Annotated in this window: 16 protein-coding genes and 1 CRISPR repeat array; of the genes, 14 read left to right on the plus strand and 2 right to left on the minus strand. The window is 50.9% G+C overall.

Annotated features, from left to right (window positions below; genetic code table 11):
• Window positions 1-275 precede the first annotated feature (275 nt).
• Together PN498_RS00130 and PN498_RS00135 are read left to right on the plus strand one after the other, a co-directional pair.
• The gene (locus PN498_RS00130; RefSeq protein WP_272060632.1) at window positions 276-812 is read left to right on the plus strand and encodes an alpha-ketoglutarate-dependent dioxygenase AlkB; all 537 of its coding nucleotides are present in this window, start codon (window positions 276-278) and stop codon (window positions 810-812) included.
• Between the two features lie 28 nt (window positions 813-840).
• Window positions 841-1,392: an NUDIX hydrolase gene (locus PN498_RS00135; RefSeq protein WP_272060633.1), complete on the plus strand. Its 552-nt coding sequence runs from the start codon at window positions 841-843 to the stop codon at window positions 1,390-1,392.
• 72 nt (window positions 1,393-1,464) lie between these two features.
• Here PN498_RS00135 and PN498_RS00140 read toward each other — a convergent pair whose 3' ends face one another.
• Window positions 1,465-1,623: a hypothetical protein gene (locus tag PN498_RS00140; protein WP_272060634.1), complete on the minus strand. Its 159-nt coding sequence runs from the start codon at window positions 1,621-1,623 to the stop codon at window positions 1,465-1,467.
• Window positions 1,624-1,772: 149 nt separating this feature from the next.
• On the opposite strand from PN498_RS00140, the gene PN498_RS00145 reads away from it, so the two are divergent.
• Complete coding sequence (locus PN498_RS00145; protein ID WP_272060635.1) at window positions 1,773-1,970, plus strand: hypothetical protein; 198 nt, start codon at window positions 1,773-1,775, stop codon at window positions 1,968-1,970.
• Window positions 1,971-2,137: 167 nt separating this feature from the next.
• Here PN498_RS00145 and PN498_RS00150 read toward each other — a convergent pair whose 3' ends face one another.
• Window positions 2,138-2,653 carry an antirestriction protein ArdA gene (locus tag PN498_RS00150; RefSeq protein ID WP_272060636.1) on the minus strand — a complete coding sequence of 172 codons (516 nt, stop codon included), beginning with the start codon at window positions 2,651-2,653 and terminating at the stop codon, window positions 2,138-2,140.
• A gap of 322 nt (window positions 2,654-2,975) precedes the next feature.
• Between PN498_RS00150 and PN498_RS00155 the strand changes: the two genes are divergently transcribed.
• From PN498_RS00155 to cas2e, 11 genes are all read left to right on the plus strand, one after another.
• The gene (locus PN498_RS00155; protein ID WP_272060637.1) at window positions 2,976-3,425 is read left to right on the plus strand and encodes a DUF6876 family protein; all 450 of its coding nucleotides are present in this window, start codon (window positions 2,976-2,978) and stop codon (window positions 3,423-3,425) included.
• 189 nt (window positions 3,426-3,614) lie between these two features.
• The gene (locus PN498_RS00160) at window positions 3,615-4,589 is read left to right on the plus strand and encodes a helix-turn-helix transcriptional regulator (protein WP_272060638.1); all 975 of its coding nucleotides are present in this window, start codon (window positions 3,615-3,617) and stop codon (window positions 4,587-4,589) included.
• Window positions 4,586-7,315 carry a CRISPR-associated helicase Cas3' gene (gene cas3 / locus PN498_RS00165; protein WP_272060639.1) on the plus strand — a complete coding sequence of 910 codons (2,730 nt, stop codon included), beginning with the start codon at window positions 4,586-4,588 and terminating at the stop codon, window positions 7,313-7,315. Before PN498_RS00160 ends, cas3 begins: the two co-directional genes overlap by 4 nt.
• A gap of 4 nt (window positions 7,316-7,319) precedes the next feature.
• A complete protein-coding gene (locus PN498_RS00170) occupies window positions 7,320-7,652 on the plus strand; it encodes a hypothetical protein (RefSeq protein WP_272060640.1) in 333 nt (110 codons plus the stop codon).
• 349 nt (window positions 7,653-8,001) lie between these two features.
• On the plus strand, window positions 8,002-9,537 hold the full coding sequence (casA, locus tag PN498_RS00175) for a type I-E CRISPR-associated protein Cse1/CasA (protein ID WP_272060641.1): 1,536 nt from the start codon (window positions 8,002-8,004) through the stop codon (window positions 9,535-9,537).
• A 25-nt stretch (window positions 9,538-9,562) separates the two neighbouring features.
• A complete protein-coding gene (casB, locus tag PN498_RS00180; RefSeq protein WP_272060642.1) occupies window positions 9,563-10,138 on the plus strand; it encodes a type I-E CRISPR-associated protein Cse2/CasB in 576 nt (191 codons plus the stop codon).
• Window positions 10,139-10,188: 50 nt separating this feature from the next.
• Window positions 10,189-11,349 (plus strand): type I-E CRISPR-associated protein Cas7/Cse4/CasC, encoded by a 1,161-nt coding sequence (gene cas7e / locus PN498_RS00185; RefSeq protein WP_272060643.1) that lies wholly within the window; start codon window positions 10,189-10,191, stop codon window positions 11,347-11,349.
• Window positions 11,350-11,351: 2 nt separating this feature from the next.
• Window positions 11,352-11,969, plus strand: coding sequence for a type I-E CRISPR-associated protein Cas5/CasD (cas5e, locus tag PN498_RS00190; RefSeq protein ID WP_272060644.1), 618 nt, complete (start codon window positions 11,352-11,354; stop codon window positions 11,967-11,969).
• A 2-nt stretch (window positions 11,970-11,971) separates the two neighbouring features.
• Window positions 11,972-12,595 (plus strand): type I-E CRISPR-associated protein Cas6/Cse3/CasE, encoded by a 624-nt coding sequence (gene cas6e, locus PN498_RS00195; protein WP_272060645.1) that lies wholly within the window; start codon window positions 11,972-11,974, stop codon window positions 12,593-12,595.
• A gap of 24 nt (window positions 12,596-12,619) precedes the next feature.
• Window positions 12,620-13,537, plus strand: coding sequence for a type I-E CRISPR-associated endonuclease Cas1e (gene cas1e / locus PN498_RS00200; RefSeq protein ID WP_272060646.1), 918 nt, complete (start codon window positions 12,620-12,622; stop codon window positions 13,535-13,537).
• Complete coding sequence (gene cas2e / locus PN498_RS00205) at window positions 13,534-13,806, plus strand: type I-E CRISPR-associated endoribonuclease Cas2e (RefSeq protein WP_272060647.1); 273 nt, start codon at window positions 13,534-13,536, stop codon at window positions 13,804-13,806. Before cas1e ends, cas2e begins: the two co-directional genes overlap by 4 nt.
• Window positions 13,807-13,825: 19 nt before the next feature.
• A CRISPR array of direct repeats spans window positions 13,826-15,733; the repeat unit is 29 nt; unit sequence GTTGTCCCCACGCTTGTGGGGGTGAACCG.
• Window positions 15,734-15,925: the final 192 nt, after the last annotated feature.

Consider the following 15,925-nt stretch of genomic DNA (forward strand, 5'->3'; position numbering starts at 1 on the left):
CTCTTTTTTCGCTTTTTAGATGGGTAGGTTGTCCAGGAGGGGGAAATCCCTTACATGCCGTCCGTTTCAGACAGATCCAACCTATTGCAAAGTGATAGAGTAGCTTGTCCAGGGTGTTCACGGGTCTGTGGAGGCGTGTACATTTCCTTGTGAGTATTGGAGCGTCCGGTGATTCAAGACAGGTGAGGCAACATATCTCAAGCTACTCTGGATTCCGCTGCCTTGAGCTGGGGAAGGGGCACCAGTTATGGCAAGGCCAGCTTCCTTCCTATCTCATGCCCGATGCAGCTCAGTTTATGGAGCTTTGGAGTCTACATCCTCCGGAATACAACACGATCAAGGTTCATGGTCGCGTGGTTCAAACACCCCGCTGGGAACAGGCGTACAACCAGTCCTATTGCTACTCGGGCTATACCAATCTGGCGAAGCCAGTCCCAGAGATAATCCTTCCCATATGGCAGTGGATGAAGGAGGCAGTGGATGAACGCCTGAATGGTATTTTGATGACCTGGTATGCCGGTAATTTGGGTCACTACATTGGCAAGCATCGTGACAGCACGCAGAACTTGATTCCGGGTAGCCCGATTGTGACCCTATCTCTAGGGGAATCGCGGGTTTTCCGACTGCGCCCATGGCGAGAGCAGGGATACCAAGATTTTCTAGCCCATTCAGGTACGATCTTTGTGATGCCATTTGCCACGAATGCCGCTTGGACGCATGAAGTGCCCGTGTCGAAGAAGTATGTGGATAAACGAATTGCCGTGACCTTTCGAGCGTTTATGAGGTCAGCAACAAAGGGCGCTACAATTTGAGCCTGTCAAGAGGGACCACTTCAGTCAGATGCAGCGAGAAGATGTCTTTGACCTGATTTTGCGTCACCGTCCATTTGATGCACAGGAAGCGGAATCCTGTGCTGCGGTGAAGATCTTTCTGGAGGAACATGAGCATTTTTGGCAGCGGAGTAATCATGTCGGCCATCTGACGGCGTCAGCTTGGCTCGTTACTCCAGAACATTCCGATGCGTTGCTGACGCATCATAAAAAACTCAATCGCTGGCTACAACTCGGGGGCCACCTAGAGGCGGAGGATGCCGATCTTCTGCAAGGAGCGCTGAGGGAGGCTCGTGAGGAATCAGGGATTCAGACAATTAAAGCGATCGCAAACAGAATTTTTGATATTGATCATCATCTTATCAACGTCCCAAAAGAACCTTCCCACGTTCATTACGACATCCGGTTTCTGTTGGTCGCACAGGATCTGAACTTCAGCATTTCAGAGGAATCTCATGAGGTCGGCTGGTTTGCACTGGAGGACATTCCACAGATCGGTGGTTCAACGACGCTGACGAGAATGGCACGGAAGACTCAAATTGGCTGGTTTGCAGATAAATAGTGATGCAGAGCCACTGAGATCGCTAGGCTGATCACGCTGGCTCAGCAAATTCCGTCCCCGCGTTTTGCTTCTTTACTCTGGCGGGGTAGGGCGGTTTTCTTGGGATGAAGCGCCGATATCCTTTTTACTCAGAACGAGTAAAGCTCTGTCAATATCGCGTACTTTAATGCCTCTTAGGGCAGTAAGAACAGATTTGATCAGAACAACCTCATCAGGGGTCAGGGTAATCATATTGAGGCTCCTTGGATAAAGTTTATCCGAGAAAAAAGAGAAAAGTGATGCCATGATTAGATTAAGGCAAATACCTTATTACGGCAATATCCCTAGAATATTTTTTCAAAACTGAGGATGATGTGTAGGTTGCCGCACGCATCAAACTTGTGTCAAAGCCTGCAAAGCCACAAATCAGGGTTTACATCTCTGAAGAGACTGATCGCCTGCTTAAGGCACTGGCGGGGATAAAAGATTCATCAGTGAATGCCATCGTCAATGAAGCGATTGACGCCTGGCTTCAGGAAGCGGAACAAAAAGAGGTTATTCAAAAATTCAATCTCGACCGTCTGGATGAGGTTGATTGAGTCATTGAGCTATTAAAGGCTCAATCATTTCACTAAAGGCATGATGTGCTGTTTGGCCATTCTGGCCGGACTGCTCGATCGCACACAATTTTAGAGGGAAGTAAAATCCGAATATTCGCCTCTGCCTGTGCGGCTCATCGTTGAAAGGGCAGCGGGGAATCTGGAACCTAATGGTTCCAGAACACGTGTACCTCCTCATGGCCAGTTTGCAAGGTGAATACATCACCACTAAGTTCCATATCTCGTGCCATGGCAGCATAGTCGATGTAGAACCTCAGAGACTCAGGGATTTCCGTGGTTTCTTCAGTCAGCTCCTGTACATAATCTGAAAGGCTTTTATATTGGCCGCAGTAGTTGTCTTCAATAGACCTTTCTGCCTGCTCTAAGTCACCGCTCCAGTGCTCCAGGAGTAACCCGCCGATGTCGCCGTGCTCTTCAATAAAGGTTGCGATCGCTTGTACAGTCTCAATGCCGTCATATTCGTTAACGTCATACCCTGAGAAGCCCTCGTAATCATGGATGGCGTGCTCTTCAGCATCAGGAATCGGTGAGTCTTGTAGCATCGTTGCAATCTCCTGCTGGATATCGTCAACGTCCTGGGTTGCGTCTATCCATCTGCCGTGCAGGATGCCGTTGTTATAGGCGGCTAGGTCTGCAACATAGATTTTGGGTGTGTCGCTCATTGTGCTTGCTCCATTCTTGGTTAAAGGGTTGATGCCCGTCGCATCACCCTCTGCCCCTCGACGAGAGCGGGGTAGCAAGTGCAAGGCCGCTGGATGGGGAAGGAGTTGTGATAGCCCTCCTTAGCGACTGGCTGCACAAGTGAGTAAGCGAAACGCGGAAGGTTGGCGCGACCCATCCAGCGCCGTTAGGGAAGACTTGCGGGCGCGAGGGCGGAGCCCTTAGGAAAAAATCTGGTTAAAGTCCTCAAAACCGACTCTTCAGAAAAGTGACTAAATGGCAACTCCTTTACCCCTAATCGCGTGCAAAGGGTCTTAACCCTTGATGGCCGATTCAGGAGTCTCGATGCTGCGTGGGCACTATCTTAGGAGGCTTTATGCCTTGCTTAGTCCTGAAGAATTGCAAGCAGGTCTTGCACACTTTACGGGTACACAACGCTGGTATCGCTACCGCTGTGGCGAGGTTACCCTTGCCTATTACACTGACGGCATCCAGTATCTTGCTAAAAATGCCGAATGTTACTGGCTTCTGACGGAAATTGTCTCTGTTCAAACGCAGACTGAAATTTGCCAGGAGCCATTTCAGGTTTGGCATCTGAAGCTCAATGAGCACCAAGGTGCCACTCTCCAGTGTGAAGATGGCAATGACAACATCGTTTTCACGAAAGACATTCCGTTCACTGATTTTCCTTTACCGGAAATCACGATTTGGGTGGAATTCAGTGAGATGGAAGGCGTTATTAAGCCTGTCTTGCTATTGCCAAGTGAACATTGATAATAATTCTTGAGTGTTCTGATGCCCTAGGAGGAAAAATCTTCTGGGGCTTTTCATAGAATATTTCTGCTGAAAACGAAAAATTAGATCGTACTCACTGAAGGCTTTCACTTTACCTGAAACCCGGCAAGTTTTTTGCCGGGTTCACTGATTATTCTGGCTAAGAACGTGAGTGATGGAAACTGATATATGTCTAGAAAGTTGGAGCGATTACTTGCGATCGATGAGCTAATTCGCAAACCTGTACGACAAACTGCTTTGAGCTTAGCTAAAGCGCTAGAAGTCAGTGAACGAACAATCAGAGGAGACTTGGATTTTCTCCGAGATCGCTTTAGCGCGCCAATCGCCTACAGTCGTCGAAATGGTTATTACTTCACCGATCCCAACTGGCGCTTGCCCTCCATTCCTCTATCTCAGGGAGAATTGTTTGCGCTGACGCTAGGAGCACGAATGCTCTCAGCCTACAGTGGTTCGGCCTATCGAGAACAGCTTGAATCCGCGATCGAGCAGTTGGCAAAGCGACTGCCGGAGCAAACTTGGGTGGATTTACAGCAACTAACGGATGATTCGGTGATGTTTCGTCTAGGGGCTGAGCTGGATCTGAATCCGGAGGTTTGGCAGATTCTAGAGCAAGCTTGCCAACACCAACAACGGGTGTGGATTCGCTATGCCACGCCTGGGAAGCCTATCTCTGAGCGGCAGCTAGACCCGTATGTGCTGCATTTCTCTCGGAACAATCCCTATGTGACAGGTTGGTGTCATACGCGGAAGGAACCTCGGTGGTTTCGGGTCGATCGCATCCAAACTATCGAGCTAATAGACGAAACCTTTAAAGTCGATCCCACCTTCGATCGCGAAGCCCATTTTGCCTCAGCGTTCCAGCACGAGGTGGGCGGCGTGCCACAGGAAATGCTGATTTGGTTTGACGTACCCACCGCGCCGTATATCCGAGAGCGGCGCTGGCACCCCACTCAGCAGATTGAAGAACATCCGGACGGATCGCTTACGCTGCGGTTTGTAGTACGAGGACTGAATGAGGTAAAGCGGTGGGTGCTGTTTTATGGCAGAGGAGCCAGGGTGTTAGGACCGCCGCAGTTGGTGGCGATGGTACGGGATGAGGTCGAAGGTATGCAGAGCCATTATCAGCAGGGGGAAGGACAATGAGGCAGCCGAGATTTTGGGCTAAGACGGGTAAGGCAAAGTCTGAAAACGAGGAGCCGAGATACCATCCGGTAATTTGTCATCTAGCGGATACGGCAGCAGTGGCAATGGAGATTATTGAGCATCATCTCAGCCCGATTGCAGTTCAGCGACTATGCGATGGTTTCGGTCTACCCAAAGAGTCGACCATTCGATTTTGCGGCTTTATGGCCGGGTCCCATGACTTGGGCAAAGTGAGTCCGGCTTTCCAGTTTCAAGTGAGTGACGTTGGGAAAGCATTAGTCGGAGATACCTTGTATGACTGTTGGTATCATTTGCCTCAAATTCGCCGTAAAAATAAAACACCACATGGTCTAGTCACAGCAGCCACATTGCCAGAGTTTCTGGTTGAATTGGGCGTTGGCGATACGCTGACTAAACGCCATGCAAAAAGATTAGCGAAGAAGCTAGCCATCATTGTGGGGGGGCATCACGGCTTTTTCCCAGCCAGTGAGGACATCAAGAATTTAGATGGTGCCTTAGCTGGTGTTGGAGAAAACAATATCTGGCGGCAACACAGCCTAGGGATATTTGAACAGTTGACAAGGTTTGTTGAACTAACAACAGAGGACTTGCCGAGTCAGTGTGATAATGCAGCGGCAATGCTGTTAGCCGGATTAACGACAGTTTCGGATTGGCTAGCTTCGAATCCTGATGAAGAGTCTGGTTTTCCTTACGCTAACGACAAGCCATTCGGCGAGTACACAGCCGATTTACACGAAAAAGCAAAACGGGCTCTAGCGAAACAGGGATGGACTCACCATAAAGACGGTGATCCACTGACGTTTACAGAATTATTTGGGTTTGATGACCCGAGGGACTTACAAAAAGCGGCGATCGCTCTTTCCTCAGAGCTTCAGCCACCGTGTCTGATCATGGTCGAAGCTTCGATGGGTGAAGGCAAAACGGAAGCAGCGCTCTATCTTGCGGACTACTTGCAACACCAGACTTCAGCCGGAGGGTTCTATATTGGCCTGCCAACCCAGGCTACCAGCAACGCCATGTTCCAGCGAGTGCAGGACTTCCTGGGCAAGCGCTACAAGCAAGAGGTCATCAACCTGACGTTAAGCCATTCAGCCGCAGCGCTTAAAGAAGACTATCAGCAAACGATCTGTCGGCTGGAGCAGGTCTACGACAGTGAGAGCAAAGTCGTCGCCAGTGAATGGCATACCGCTCGCAAGCGATCGCTCCTAAGTCCCTACGGCGTTGGCACCATTGACCAAGGGTTAATGGGCGTAGTGCGATCTCGGCATCAGTTTGTGCGCCTGTTTGGATTGGCAGGGCGGACGGTCATTCTGGATGAAATCCACGCCTATGACCTCTATACCGGGACGCTATTGGAACGGTTCTTAGAATGGTTGGCGTTGCTGGGTTCTCCGGTCATCGCGCTTTCGGCAACCCTACCCAAAAGCACCCGTGAGGGTTTACTCGAAGCCTACGCCAAAGGTAGTCAAGATTCGGATGAGCCGGTTCCAGAGTTGCCGGAAACCCAGTATCCCCGCATTACGGCATTTACCAACGGTACTGTTGTCACCCAATCGTTTCCAGCCTCTGGCCATGTTTGCCGAGATTTAGGCATCCATTGGGTCAAGGGCGATGACCAGGATAAAGAGTGGACTGACGCACTCAATACCAACTTAGAGCACGGAGGATGTGCGGCTGTTATTTGCTCGACGGTAGGGCGAGCACAGAAAGTCTATGAATGCCTGAAACCTTACTTCACTCCTAAGAAAGAACTGGGGCTATTCCACGGTCGTTTCCTGTTTGCTGATCGCGAGGAGATTGAACAGGACTGTCTCGATATGTTTGGCAAAAAGGGTAAACGTCCTGAGAAGTATGTCTTAGTTGCCACGCAAGTGATCGAACAGAGTCTGGACGTTGACTTTGACTTGATGATCAGTGATTTAGCCCCCATTGATTTACTGCTTCAGCGGTCGGGGCGGCTGCATCGACACAGTGGCCGGAAGCGCCCCCAAGCTGTAGATAAGCCTGTTTTGTGGATTGTTGAACCAACGATCAAGAGCCAGCAGAAGGCTGAATTTCGGGAGAGTGGCTACATCTACGATCGCCACATCCTGTTGCGGAGTTGGTTGGCGCTACAAGATCGCAATCAAATTCAACTCCCTGAAGAAACGGACAGCCTAATTGAGTCGGTTTATGACTTGGATGCCCCCATTCCAGACGGTCTAGAGCCTCTTTACCAAGAGGATTGGCAAGCTTCTCTAGCTGACTACCGAGCAGAAACCGAAGATTCCCACCGAGCCAGAGCAAATCAGGTCAAGTTACCCCCTGCTAGGAGCAATAGCAGCCCTGATCAATTAACCCGCCAGGGCGAAGAAGACGATGAATCGACCATTGCAGCGGTAACGCGACTAGGAGAGGAATCGGTCACCACAATCTTTCTTCAGCAAACGGCAGAGGGATTGCGCTTGCCTACTGGGGAGCATCAACTGATCAATCTGAACGTTCGGCCAACTTTACCAATAATTCGAGATTTGTTAGCCAACAGCACCCGCATTTCTAAGAAGCCCATTCTCAAAGAGTTGTTGAAACCACCTGATGGCTGGATATCAGCCCTGTTGAGGAATTGCCGCTATGTAGTGCTAAATGATGCGGGGGTAGCCGACTTAGGCAAATGGCTAGTGGTGCTAGACCCTCTCAAAGGGGTCGTGTTTCGCAAAAAGGATTAATTCAATGTCATTTCAATTTAAACGAACAGAGTCTTTATCTGGCAAGGGTTTTATCAGTGTCGCGTCACTTAGCTGGGTAGTTCTTAAGGCAGCGTTCGCAGAGGAATGGGTTGTCAAACAATTTTTGTCTGTGCTAGAGTCTCGTCATATTCCCCATGATGATGGGGGTGGTCCAGCAGCATTCGCAGGGGAAATACCTTTCCCCACAGCAGTGGGGGTATTCGTTCCGGGATATTTTCCCCTGCGAATGTACTGGGACAAAAAGTATTTTGTAGATCCTACCTCACTGAGCGAAAAACGAATCTCGTCTCGGCAATTGCGCGAGATTAAATTTTAAGGCGGTATTTGCTGGGGATGTTAAGGGGATTAGCTTGCCTGTCTACCAACAACAGTTCACTCGTACATTTCGTCTTGGACACAGTCACCGTATTTCAACTAAATATTTTTTCCGGCGAACCAGATTCCCTCCCTTTGAGAAGAAAGCGCAAATCAAGGGCAACAACGACGTTTATCAAGACTTGTACGACCGAACAAGTAGCCATTCTGCTAGGCGTATCAACCTCCACTCTTTATCGGTCACGTCAAGCCGGTCAACCTTATCGAAAAAACGATGGAATCGCTGAACCAATAAGCCCCAATTGTTGGCGGGTGATCTTTTAAGACAACTTTAGTTTCTGTGAATACCCATGACTTTTGATTTGACAACGAAACCCTGGATTCCAGTGGTTTTCGAAGATTTCCAACTAAGGGAAGTCTCCCTAATCGGACTGTTTGAATGCTGGAATGAGATGAAGGAAGTTCGCGGAGAAAATCCGCCGACCACCCTGGCCATCTACCGCTTCCTGCTGGCAATTTTGCATCGGGCCTACCAGGGACCAAAGGATGTCGATCATTGGGAAGAGATTGAGCAGGATGATGGTCAGGCGGCAATTGCCTACATAAAAGACCATACGAACTGCTTTGATCTGCTGCATCCAGAACGCCCCTTTCTGCAAGTTGCCTCCATCAGTCAAGAAGCAGCGGCAGAAATCTATCAAGCCTATGTTCTGCATGGCAATAACACCAGCACGGTCTTTTGTCATGAACACCAGTGGAGCGGCTCTTCTCTCTCGATTGAGGAAGCAGCTCGGCTAGTGTTGAGGCTGCACTGGTTTGATGTCGGGGGCCGTAAGACCGGGTCATCAATTTCCGCAGGGGTTATTCCCACGATGGATGCGGCCAATGTCCTGGTCAGAGGTAACACTCTGAAGGAAACGTTGCTGTTGAATCTGATGCAGTACAACCCGCCAAAAGAAATTCCGAGTGTAGTGAACGGTGAGGATCTACCAGCCTGGGAGCGGGAGTCGACAGCAGCAGTAGAACGCATCCCTAATGGATACATTGATTACCTGACCTATCAATGGCGGCGGGTACGGCTGTTTTTTGAAGGAGATCGCGCCGTCAATGTGGCTTTTCATGGAGGAGATCGCATTCCCAAAGATGTTTCTACCAGCCAGTGGGAATGTGGCGTCGCCTATCACAAAACTAAGAAGGGACTCTTTACCGTTCGCTTGAACTTAAGTCGTTCTCTTTGGCGTGATTCGACCGCATTTTTACAGTCTTCGGATGTGGGCGAACGGCCTCGCATCGTTAGTTGGGTGGCTGAATTGCAAGAAGATGAGTTCGCTGACGAGCGGTTGAGCTTGCAGGTGTTGGGACTATCCGTCGATAATGCCAAGCCCCTGGGCTGGAGTAGCGAAGACTTTTCTGCTCCCATGCTTTACCTCAAAGACAAGCCCCTGTGGGATGCCTTGAAGTCAGCAGTTCAGGCGGCGGAAGATCATCAGAATGTCTTCCGGTCGTTCCGAGGGAGTCCGTACCATGCTCTGGCTGAAGTGCTTAAACATGGCGATGTCGGAGCGTTGGCCCAAGCCCTAGATGGCGAATCCCGCTACTGGTCGGCCCTTGACCAGGCTTTTCCAACCTTACTCTTACAGCTCCCAAAGGATGATGCGACCGGAGCCGATGGCAGCCTCACCTATGGCAACCAGGTTCTACCGGAATGGACAAAAACCGTTCAGAAAGTCGCAACTGATGCCTTTACTGAGTCGATCGCCTCCATTCGGAACTATGAGGCCCGGGCGGCTGCTTTACGATCGCTCAGCTATCACTTGGCGAAATTGCGGGGCGACATCCAGCCCAAAGCGAAGAAGGGAAAGAAGGCTACGGCCAACGTCAGATAGTTTTTTGCCACTCATACAGGACAACATGATGACCATAACTACACCCATTTCGCCTGCGGTGCAGCGGGCGGCAGAAGTTCTGCACGAAATTCACAATGCCATTGAACGTGACAGCGGAGTGAAAGCCACCCTAAAACGCACCCTCACAGGTGAGCCTCGCCATCAACGAGCCGCGTACCCTATTATCCTCCGTTACCTGAGTGATCAGAGAGCGCAATACCAACTAGAGCAATGGCTTTGGGTCACTGGCTTTCTCGCCTACTATCCCCAAGACATTAATCCAAAGAGCAAACTCACCTTTGGCGACAGTGCCCGTCAGCTTAAGACTGAGGATGGTTCTAAAGGGCCAGAGCGTCGGTTTCGGTCTTTGTTGGAAACGTCTCTGGAAGATTTGCGATCGCCTCTCACCGCCATGGTGCGACTGATGCGATCGAGCAAGAAAAAAGTCGTCATCAGCTATCCCCAACTGCTGGTAGACCTCAATCGTTGGGAGCACCCAGACCAGTACATCCAAGACAAGTGGGCACGGGCCTTTTGGAATGCTCCCACGCCGCCTGATAATGCCCCAGCCACCGATAGCAGCGACCTTGTCGATGCTTAGTCCCTGATTCCAATCATTGTTCATCTTCACTCTTTTTGGAGAACACCACCATGCAATTTGAAATCCACGTCCTACAAAGCTTTCCTCCAGCCAATCTAAACCGGGATGAAAATGGGATGCCCAAGTCCACTGTGTTTGGCGGACGCCCCCGTGCCCGCATTTCTAGCCAGTGCCAAAAGCGAGCCGTGCGGCTGCATTACCAAGCCCATTCAGAATTGAGTGCCGATCAGTTTGCCAATCGTTCTCGGTCTTGGTTGGCAGAGTTGAAGCCGCTGCTACTGCAAGCTGAGATTGCGGAAGAACAGGCCGAAATTGCCGCCAAGTTAGCTTTAGGAGTCTTGGGGGCAGAAGAAGACCCTAAGAGTCCGGGTAAGACCAAGACGATCTTGTTTTTAGGACAGACAGAAATTGAAGCGATCGCCAACATTCTCATCACCAATTGGGAAGTAATTGCCCCTGGCCTGACGGGAGACACCCCAGCTTTACCAAAAAAAGATCCCAATATTCCCAAAGTAATTGAAAAGTCTCTGGCCACAACAGGTAAACCCGGCGACGTTGCGCTTTTTGGTCGCATGATGGCCTCTCTTCCCTCAGTCAATGTGGATGCCTCGGTACAAATGGCCCACGCTATCAGCGTCAATAAGTTGCAGCAGGAATTCGATTTCTTCACAGCGGTGGACGATTTGAGCGATACCAGTGATTTGGGTGCCGAGACAGATTCCGGTGCCGACCACCTGGGTGAAACCGGCTACAACAGCTCTACTTATTACCGTTTCACAGTTGTGGACACTCAACAGCTTGAGAAAAACTTAGGCAGCAAAGAGCATCTATCTGGCATCACCCAAGCCTTTGCCGAAGCCTTTATCCAGGCCATTCCTACTGGACATCAAAACGGCTTTGCTGCCCACAGCTTGCCCGCCGCCGTCATGGTTATCGTCCGCCATGGTCAGCCCGTTTCACTGGTGGATGCTTTTGAAAATCCAGTTGCTCCTAAAAATGGAATGAGCCTGTTGGAAAATGCCGTTGCCAAGCTTGATTATCACTGGCACGAACTCACCAAAATGTATGGCGAAAAGTCAGTTGCCTTCAAAGGTATCGTCACCCGTGAGCAACTGGCTCAGCGGTTGGAACACTTGAAGACAGTTGAGAAGCCCACAGTTGAGGAGTTGCTGAAAGATGCGATCGCGGCTGCATTCCCGGAGGGTGAATAATCATGGCGACCCTACTCATGCGGTTTCGTGCCCCGATGATGAGTTGGGGCGACCACAGCCGCTTCACCATTCGCGATAGCCGCCGCGAACCCACCAAATCCGCTGTTATTGGCCTGCTCTGTGCCGCCCTTGGACGACCCCGCTGGGAGCCCGTCAATGACCTTACTGCCCTCAAAATGGGCGTCCGCATTGATAAACCTGGCGCCATCCAATGCGACTATCACACCGTTATGGATGGGATCAAATCGGGTGGTGGTAAAGGTGGCACTGTGATTAGCCATCGTTACTACATTGCCGATGCAAACTACCTGGTGGGACTGGAGGGAGATCGCGCCAAACTAGCTGATGTAGATGCTGCCCTTCAAGCTCCCTGCTGGCAACTTTACTTTGGTCGCAAGAGCTTTGTCCCTAGCTGGCCAATTCATATCCCTGAAGGTCTGGTTGCAACTGATTTGGAAACTGCTCTGAAAGGGCATGATCCACCTCCAGGCAAATTGGAATACATCCTAGAGGTGCCTAACAGTCCTGATGTGCGCCAAGACGTACCTTTAGACTGGCAACGCCGTCTCTTTGCCAGCCGTTGTGTAGATACTCAATTTTTTCCACTGGAGGTTACCTAACCATGTACCTCTCTAAGCTACTTCTAAATTCTCAAAAGACTTTTGTACTGCGTGAACTGGGCAACGCCCACAAGTTTCATCAACGCATCATGCAGGCATTCCCTGATGAAGATAGCCGCGATCGCCCTCGTGAAGACTGGCACGTTCTTTTTCGCCAAGAACCTGATAGTGATGTGGTGCTGGTGCAGTCGGAGATTGAACCAGATTGGACAAAATTGCCCGATTTGTACTTGCGGCATTACGCCATCAAAGCAATGAGTTTAACGGCAGAGTCTCTCTCAGCCAGTCCTATCTTCCAGTTTCGCCTTCGGGCTAACCCTAGCAAGCGAGACAACAAAACCAAGAAGATCATCGGCTTTTACCATCGCTCTGATCAACTGGCCTGGTTAGAGCGACAGGGCGATCGCTGTGGGTTCCGTTTACTTAATCCCGATGTCATCCCATCTCCTAGTGTCTTTGGCATTAAGAAAAAAGGTACTGCTCCCATTCGCATCACTACTGCTCTCTTTCAAGGTGTTTTAGAAGTTACCGCCTCCGAATTATTTTTATCTGCTGTCCAACTCGGGCTAGGGAGAGGTAAATCCTATGGGTGTGGATTACTGTCTTTGGCTCGAATCAGAACATAACTGTTTGAGTTCAAGGTTAACTGTATGTCTAGACTGCGAACGTTGCCGAAGGCGCGGGATCGTATCAGCTTCTTGTATTTCGAGCATTGCCGCATTGAGCAAGAAGGGAGAGCGATCGCGGTCTTCAAAGAAAAAAGTAAATTTTTTGTTCCCTGTGCTGCCGTCTCGACTTTATTGTTAGGGCCTGGCACCTCTATTACCCATGCTGCTATCAAAACCTTGGCTGACAGTGTTTGCCAAATACAGTGGGTGGGTGAAGATGTTATGCGCTTTTATGCTCAAGGCCGTAGCGGGGCAAATAATGCCAGACGCCTAATTCATCAGGCAACGCTATGGGCCGATTCGATTCAGCGCTTGACGGTTGTGCGGCGCATGTATCTTTTTCGGTTTGATGAGCCGCTTGATGAAAACCTCAACCTTCAGCAAATCCGAGGCCATGAGGGGGTACGAGTGAGAACGCTCTATCAGCGGTGGAGCAAGGAAACGGGCGTAGAGTGGCACGGCAGAGACTATAAGCAGGAAAATTGGGATGCCGCAAACCCTATCAATCGGGCGCTATCAGTTGCCAACACTTGCCTGTATGCAGTCTGTCAAGCGGCGTTGCACTCTGTAGGTTATGCACCTGCTTTAGGGTTTATTCACACGGGCAAACCACTCTCTTTTGTCTATGACATTGCGGATTTGTACAAGGGAGAAACAACCATTCCTGCCGCTTTTGAGACAGTAGCAAACGGTTATCTCGAACTCGATCGCTATGTTCGCCATCGGTGTCATCGAAAATTTGCCGACTATCGGCTTATGCACCGCATTGTTCGGGACATTGACCAAGTGCTAGGCCTAGATATTGATGTGGATGAGGAGCCAATTTGCTTCTTATGGGATGACGTTTTGCAGACTGTTGAGGGGGGCAAGAACTGGTCGGACGATGAGGACTCGCCATGATTGTGTTGGTCTTGGAAAATGTTAGTCCGTCATTGCGCGGAGAAATTAGTCGCTGGTTATTTGAAATCAAGGCTGGGGTCTTTGCAGGGCGGGTCTCAGCATTAGTGCGTGATGAGTTGTGGGCTTTGATTGAGGATAAGGTCGATGCTGGTTCGGCACTGTTGATTTACCCGCAACGAAACGAACAGGGGTTTGATGCTCGAATGCTCGGAAATCCGTCGAGGACACTGGTAGACATAGAGGGGGTACTATTGGTGAAAGTCCAGTAACTTCAGGTATTTTGGAAGTGTTGTCCCCACGCTTGTGGGGGTGAACCGGTTCTGTAATCTACATTCGTTGCGAGGATTCGGAGTTGTCCCCACGCTTGTGGGGGTGAACCGTTTAGGCCACTAGAACTCTGGGATGGTGATTGAGTTGTCCCCACGCTTGTGGGGGTGAACCGCCAGTGCCCTGCATGGCAGCGATCGCAGCTGATAGTTGTCCCCACGCTTGTGGGGGTGAACCGTGAGCGCGCTGAACATCGGTATTTTGCGTATCCGTTGTCCCCACGCTTGTGGGGGTGAACCGCCGGTATGCTCTTAACAATCAATTGGAGTCATCGTTGTCCCCACGCTTGTGGGGGTGAACCGACGCTGCCGCCGCGCTGGATGGACTGTCTCAGCGTTGTCCCCACGCTTGTGGGGGTGAACCGCTGTTGAATTGTCTAAGCAAATTTCAGCAAGGCAAGTTGTCCCCACGCTTGTGGGGGTGAACCGAGACAATGCAGAAGAGAAAGCCCTCTCTTGATCCGTTGTCCCCACGCTTGTGGGGGTGAACCGAATCTTTTAACAAATCTCAGCAACGGGCCGCTGAGTTGTCCCCACGCTTGTGGGGGTGAACCGCCCTGCCAGCGGGCAGCAGATGAAACCATCTGCAGTTGTCCCCACGCTTGTGGGGGTGAACCGTCTCATACGATAACGGAGAGCCAGTCATTGATCAGTTGTCCCCACGCTTGTGGGGGTGAACCGTCAGTACATTCGGGATAAAAGCGCTGGTTTATCCGTTGTCCCCACGCTTGTGGGGGTGAACCGCCCAGTAGCGCGTGAGAGCAACTCCACCTTGCGTTGTCCCCACGCTTGTGGGGGTGAACCGGCAGATTTAGTGAACTCGGCAGCCCCACCGTTGCGTTGTCCCCACGCTTGTGGGGGTGAACCGAGCTAGTTCATGTGCGACGGGTGCTCAAAATCGGTTGTCCCCACGCTTGTGGGGGTGAACCGAGACGGTGCTGAGAAGCTATGTCGGCAACCCTCAGTTGTCCCCACGCTTGTGGGGGTGAACCGGACGTCAGCTTTGTTGATGTCTCCCAGGTCATCGTTGTCCCCACGCTTGTGGGGGTGAACCTTACTAAGTAGTTGAGTGCAGCGATAGATCATGTCGTTGTCCCCACGCTTGTGGGGGTGAACCGGGATATTGTTGGAAAACGAGTTGCTAGCTAAGGCGTTGTCCCCACGCTTGTGGGGGTGAACCGGTGCCCGGTCGCTCCGACTGGAGATTGCTGCTGCGTTGTCCCCACGCTTGTGGGGGTGAACCGTCTGTAAGTCATCAAAACGAGCAAGGAGAGCTAGTTGTCCCCACGCTTGTGGGGGTGAACCGCGTAATTTGGGTGATGGGGTGACACTTAGGGTAGTTGTCCCCACGCTTGTGGGGGTGAACCGAAGAACTCCTCAACACTGATCCGTCTTTGTGGGGGTTGTCCCCACGCTTGTGGGGGTGAACCGGCGGCAATGTATTTGTTTGACAAACATTGCGCTGGTTGTCCCCACGCTTGTGGGGGTGAACCGTTTCAATGAACTTGAGGATTACGTACGACGGCTCGTTGTCCCCACGCTTGTGGGGGTGAACCGCTGAACAGCCTCGGCAGGATGTCGTCAGAGTAGCGTTGTCCCCACGCTTGTGGGGGTGAACCGTACAGCCGCCTGAAACTCGGCTTCGGTAATCAATGTTGTCCCCACGCTTGTGGGGGTGAACCGTACTATGCAGTAGTCGGAGTGGCTGGGGAATTACGTTGTCCCCACGCTTGTGGGGGTGAACCAGTAAAGATCACTGAGTGCGGCGGTGAAGAAATAGTTGTCCCCACGCTTGTGGGGGTGAACCGTTCAGGCGTCGGAAACCAAATCTTGAGGATGCGGTTGTCCCCACGCTTGTGGGGGTGAACCAGTAAGGGGATTGAAACCTCAACTCGTCGTATATGTCTGAGATTGAGGAGGCGTCGAAACCACCCAATACCCCGAAAGCGATTATGTTTGTTGTCAAGGGTGAGTTTGAGCTTTTCGCAGGAACGATGACAGGCTTGAATGTCTGTTTTGAGTATTTTTTGCAGCCTTCTGACGCAATTCAGAACACCTCAAA

Source organism: Oscillatoria sp. CS-180, assembly GCF_028330965.1.
Taxonomy (GTDB): Bacteria; Cyanobacteriota; Cyanobacteriia; order Phormidesmidales; family Phormidesmidaceae; genus Halomicronema.

What these genes read in the sequence shown, in the direction of transcription:
- cas5e (WP_272060644.1), top strand. Translation starts at nt 11,352, where the DNA reads ATGGCGACCCTACTCATGCGGTTTCGTGCCCCGATGATGAGTTGGGGC.
- cas6e (WP_272060645.1), top strand. Translation starts at nt 11,972, where the DNA reads ATGTACCTCTCTAAGCTACTTCTAAATTCTCAAAAGACTTTTGTACTG.
- casB (WP_272060642.1), top strand. Translation starts at nt 9,563, where the DNA reads ATGATGACCATAACTACACCCATTTCGCCTGCGGTGCAGCGGGCGGCA.
- casA (WP_272060641.1), top strand. Translation starts at nt 8,002, where the DNA reads ATGACTTTTGATTTGACAACGAAACCCTGGATTCCAGTGGTTTTCGAA.
- PN498_RS00150 (WP_272060636.1), bottom strand. Translation starts at nt 2,653, where the DNA reads ATGAGCGACACACCCAAAATCTATGTTGCAGACCTAGCCGCCTATAAC.
- PN498_RS00130 (WP_272060632.1), top strand. Translation starts at nt 276, where the DNA reads ATGCCCGATGCAGCTCAGTTTATGGAGCTTTGGAGTCTACATCCTCCG.
- cas1e (WP_272060646.1), top strand. Translation starts at nt 12,620, where the DNA reads ATGTCTAGACTGCGAACGTTGCCGAAGGCGCGGGATCGTATCAGCTTC.
- PN498_RS00135 (WP_272060633.1), top strand. Translation starts at nt 841, where the DNA reads ATGCAGCGAGAAGATGTCTTTGACCTGATTTTGCGTCACCGTCCATTT.
- cas7e (WP_272060643.1), top strand. Translation starts at nt 10,189, where the DNA reads ATGCAATTTGAAATCCACGTCCTACAAAGCTTTCCTCCAGCCAATCTA.
- cas2e (WP_272060647.1), top strand. Translation starts at nt 13,534, where the DNA reads ATGATTGTGTTGGTCTTGGAAAATGTTAGTCCGTCATTGCGCGGAGAA.
- cas3 (WP_272060639.1), top strand. Translation starts at nt 4,586, where the DNA reads ATGAGGCAGCCGAGATTTTGGGCTAAGACGGGTAAGGCAAAGTCTGAA.
- PN498_RS00170 (WP_272060640.1), top strand. Translation starts at nt 7,320, where the DNA reads ATGTCATTTCAATTTAAACGAACAGAGTCTTTATCTGGCAAGGGTTTT.
- PN498_RS00140 (WP_272060634.1), bottom strand. Translation starts at nt 1,623, where the DNA reads ATGATTACCCTGACCCCTGATGAGGTTGTTCTGATCAAATCTGTTCTT.
- PN498_RS00160 (WP_272060638.1), top strand. Translation starts at nt 3,615, where the DNA reads ATGTCTAGAAAGTTGGAGCGATTACTTGCGATCGATGAGCTAATTCGC.
- PN498_RS00155 (WP_272060637.1), top strand. Translation starts at nt 2,976, where the DNA reads ATGGCCGATTCAGGAGTCTCGATGCTGCGTGGGCACTATCTTAGGAGG.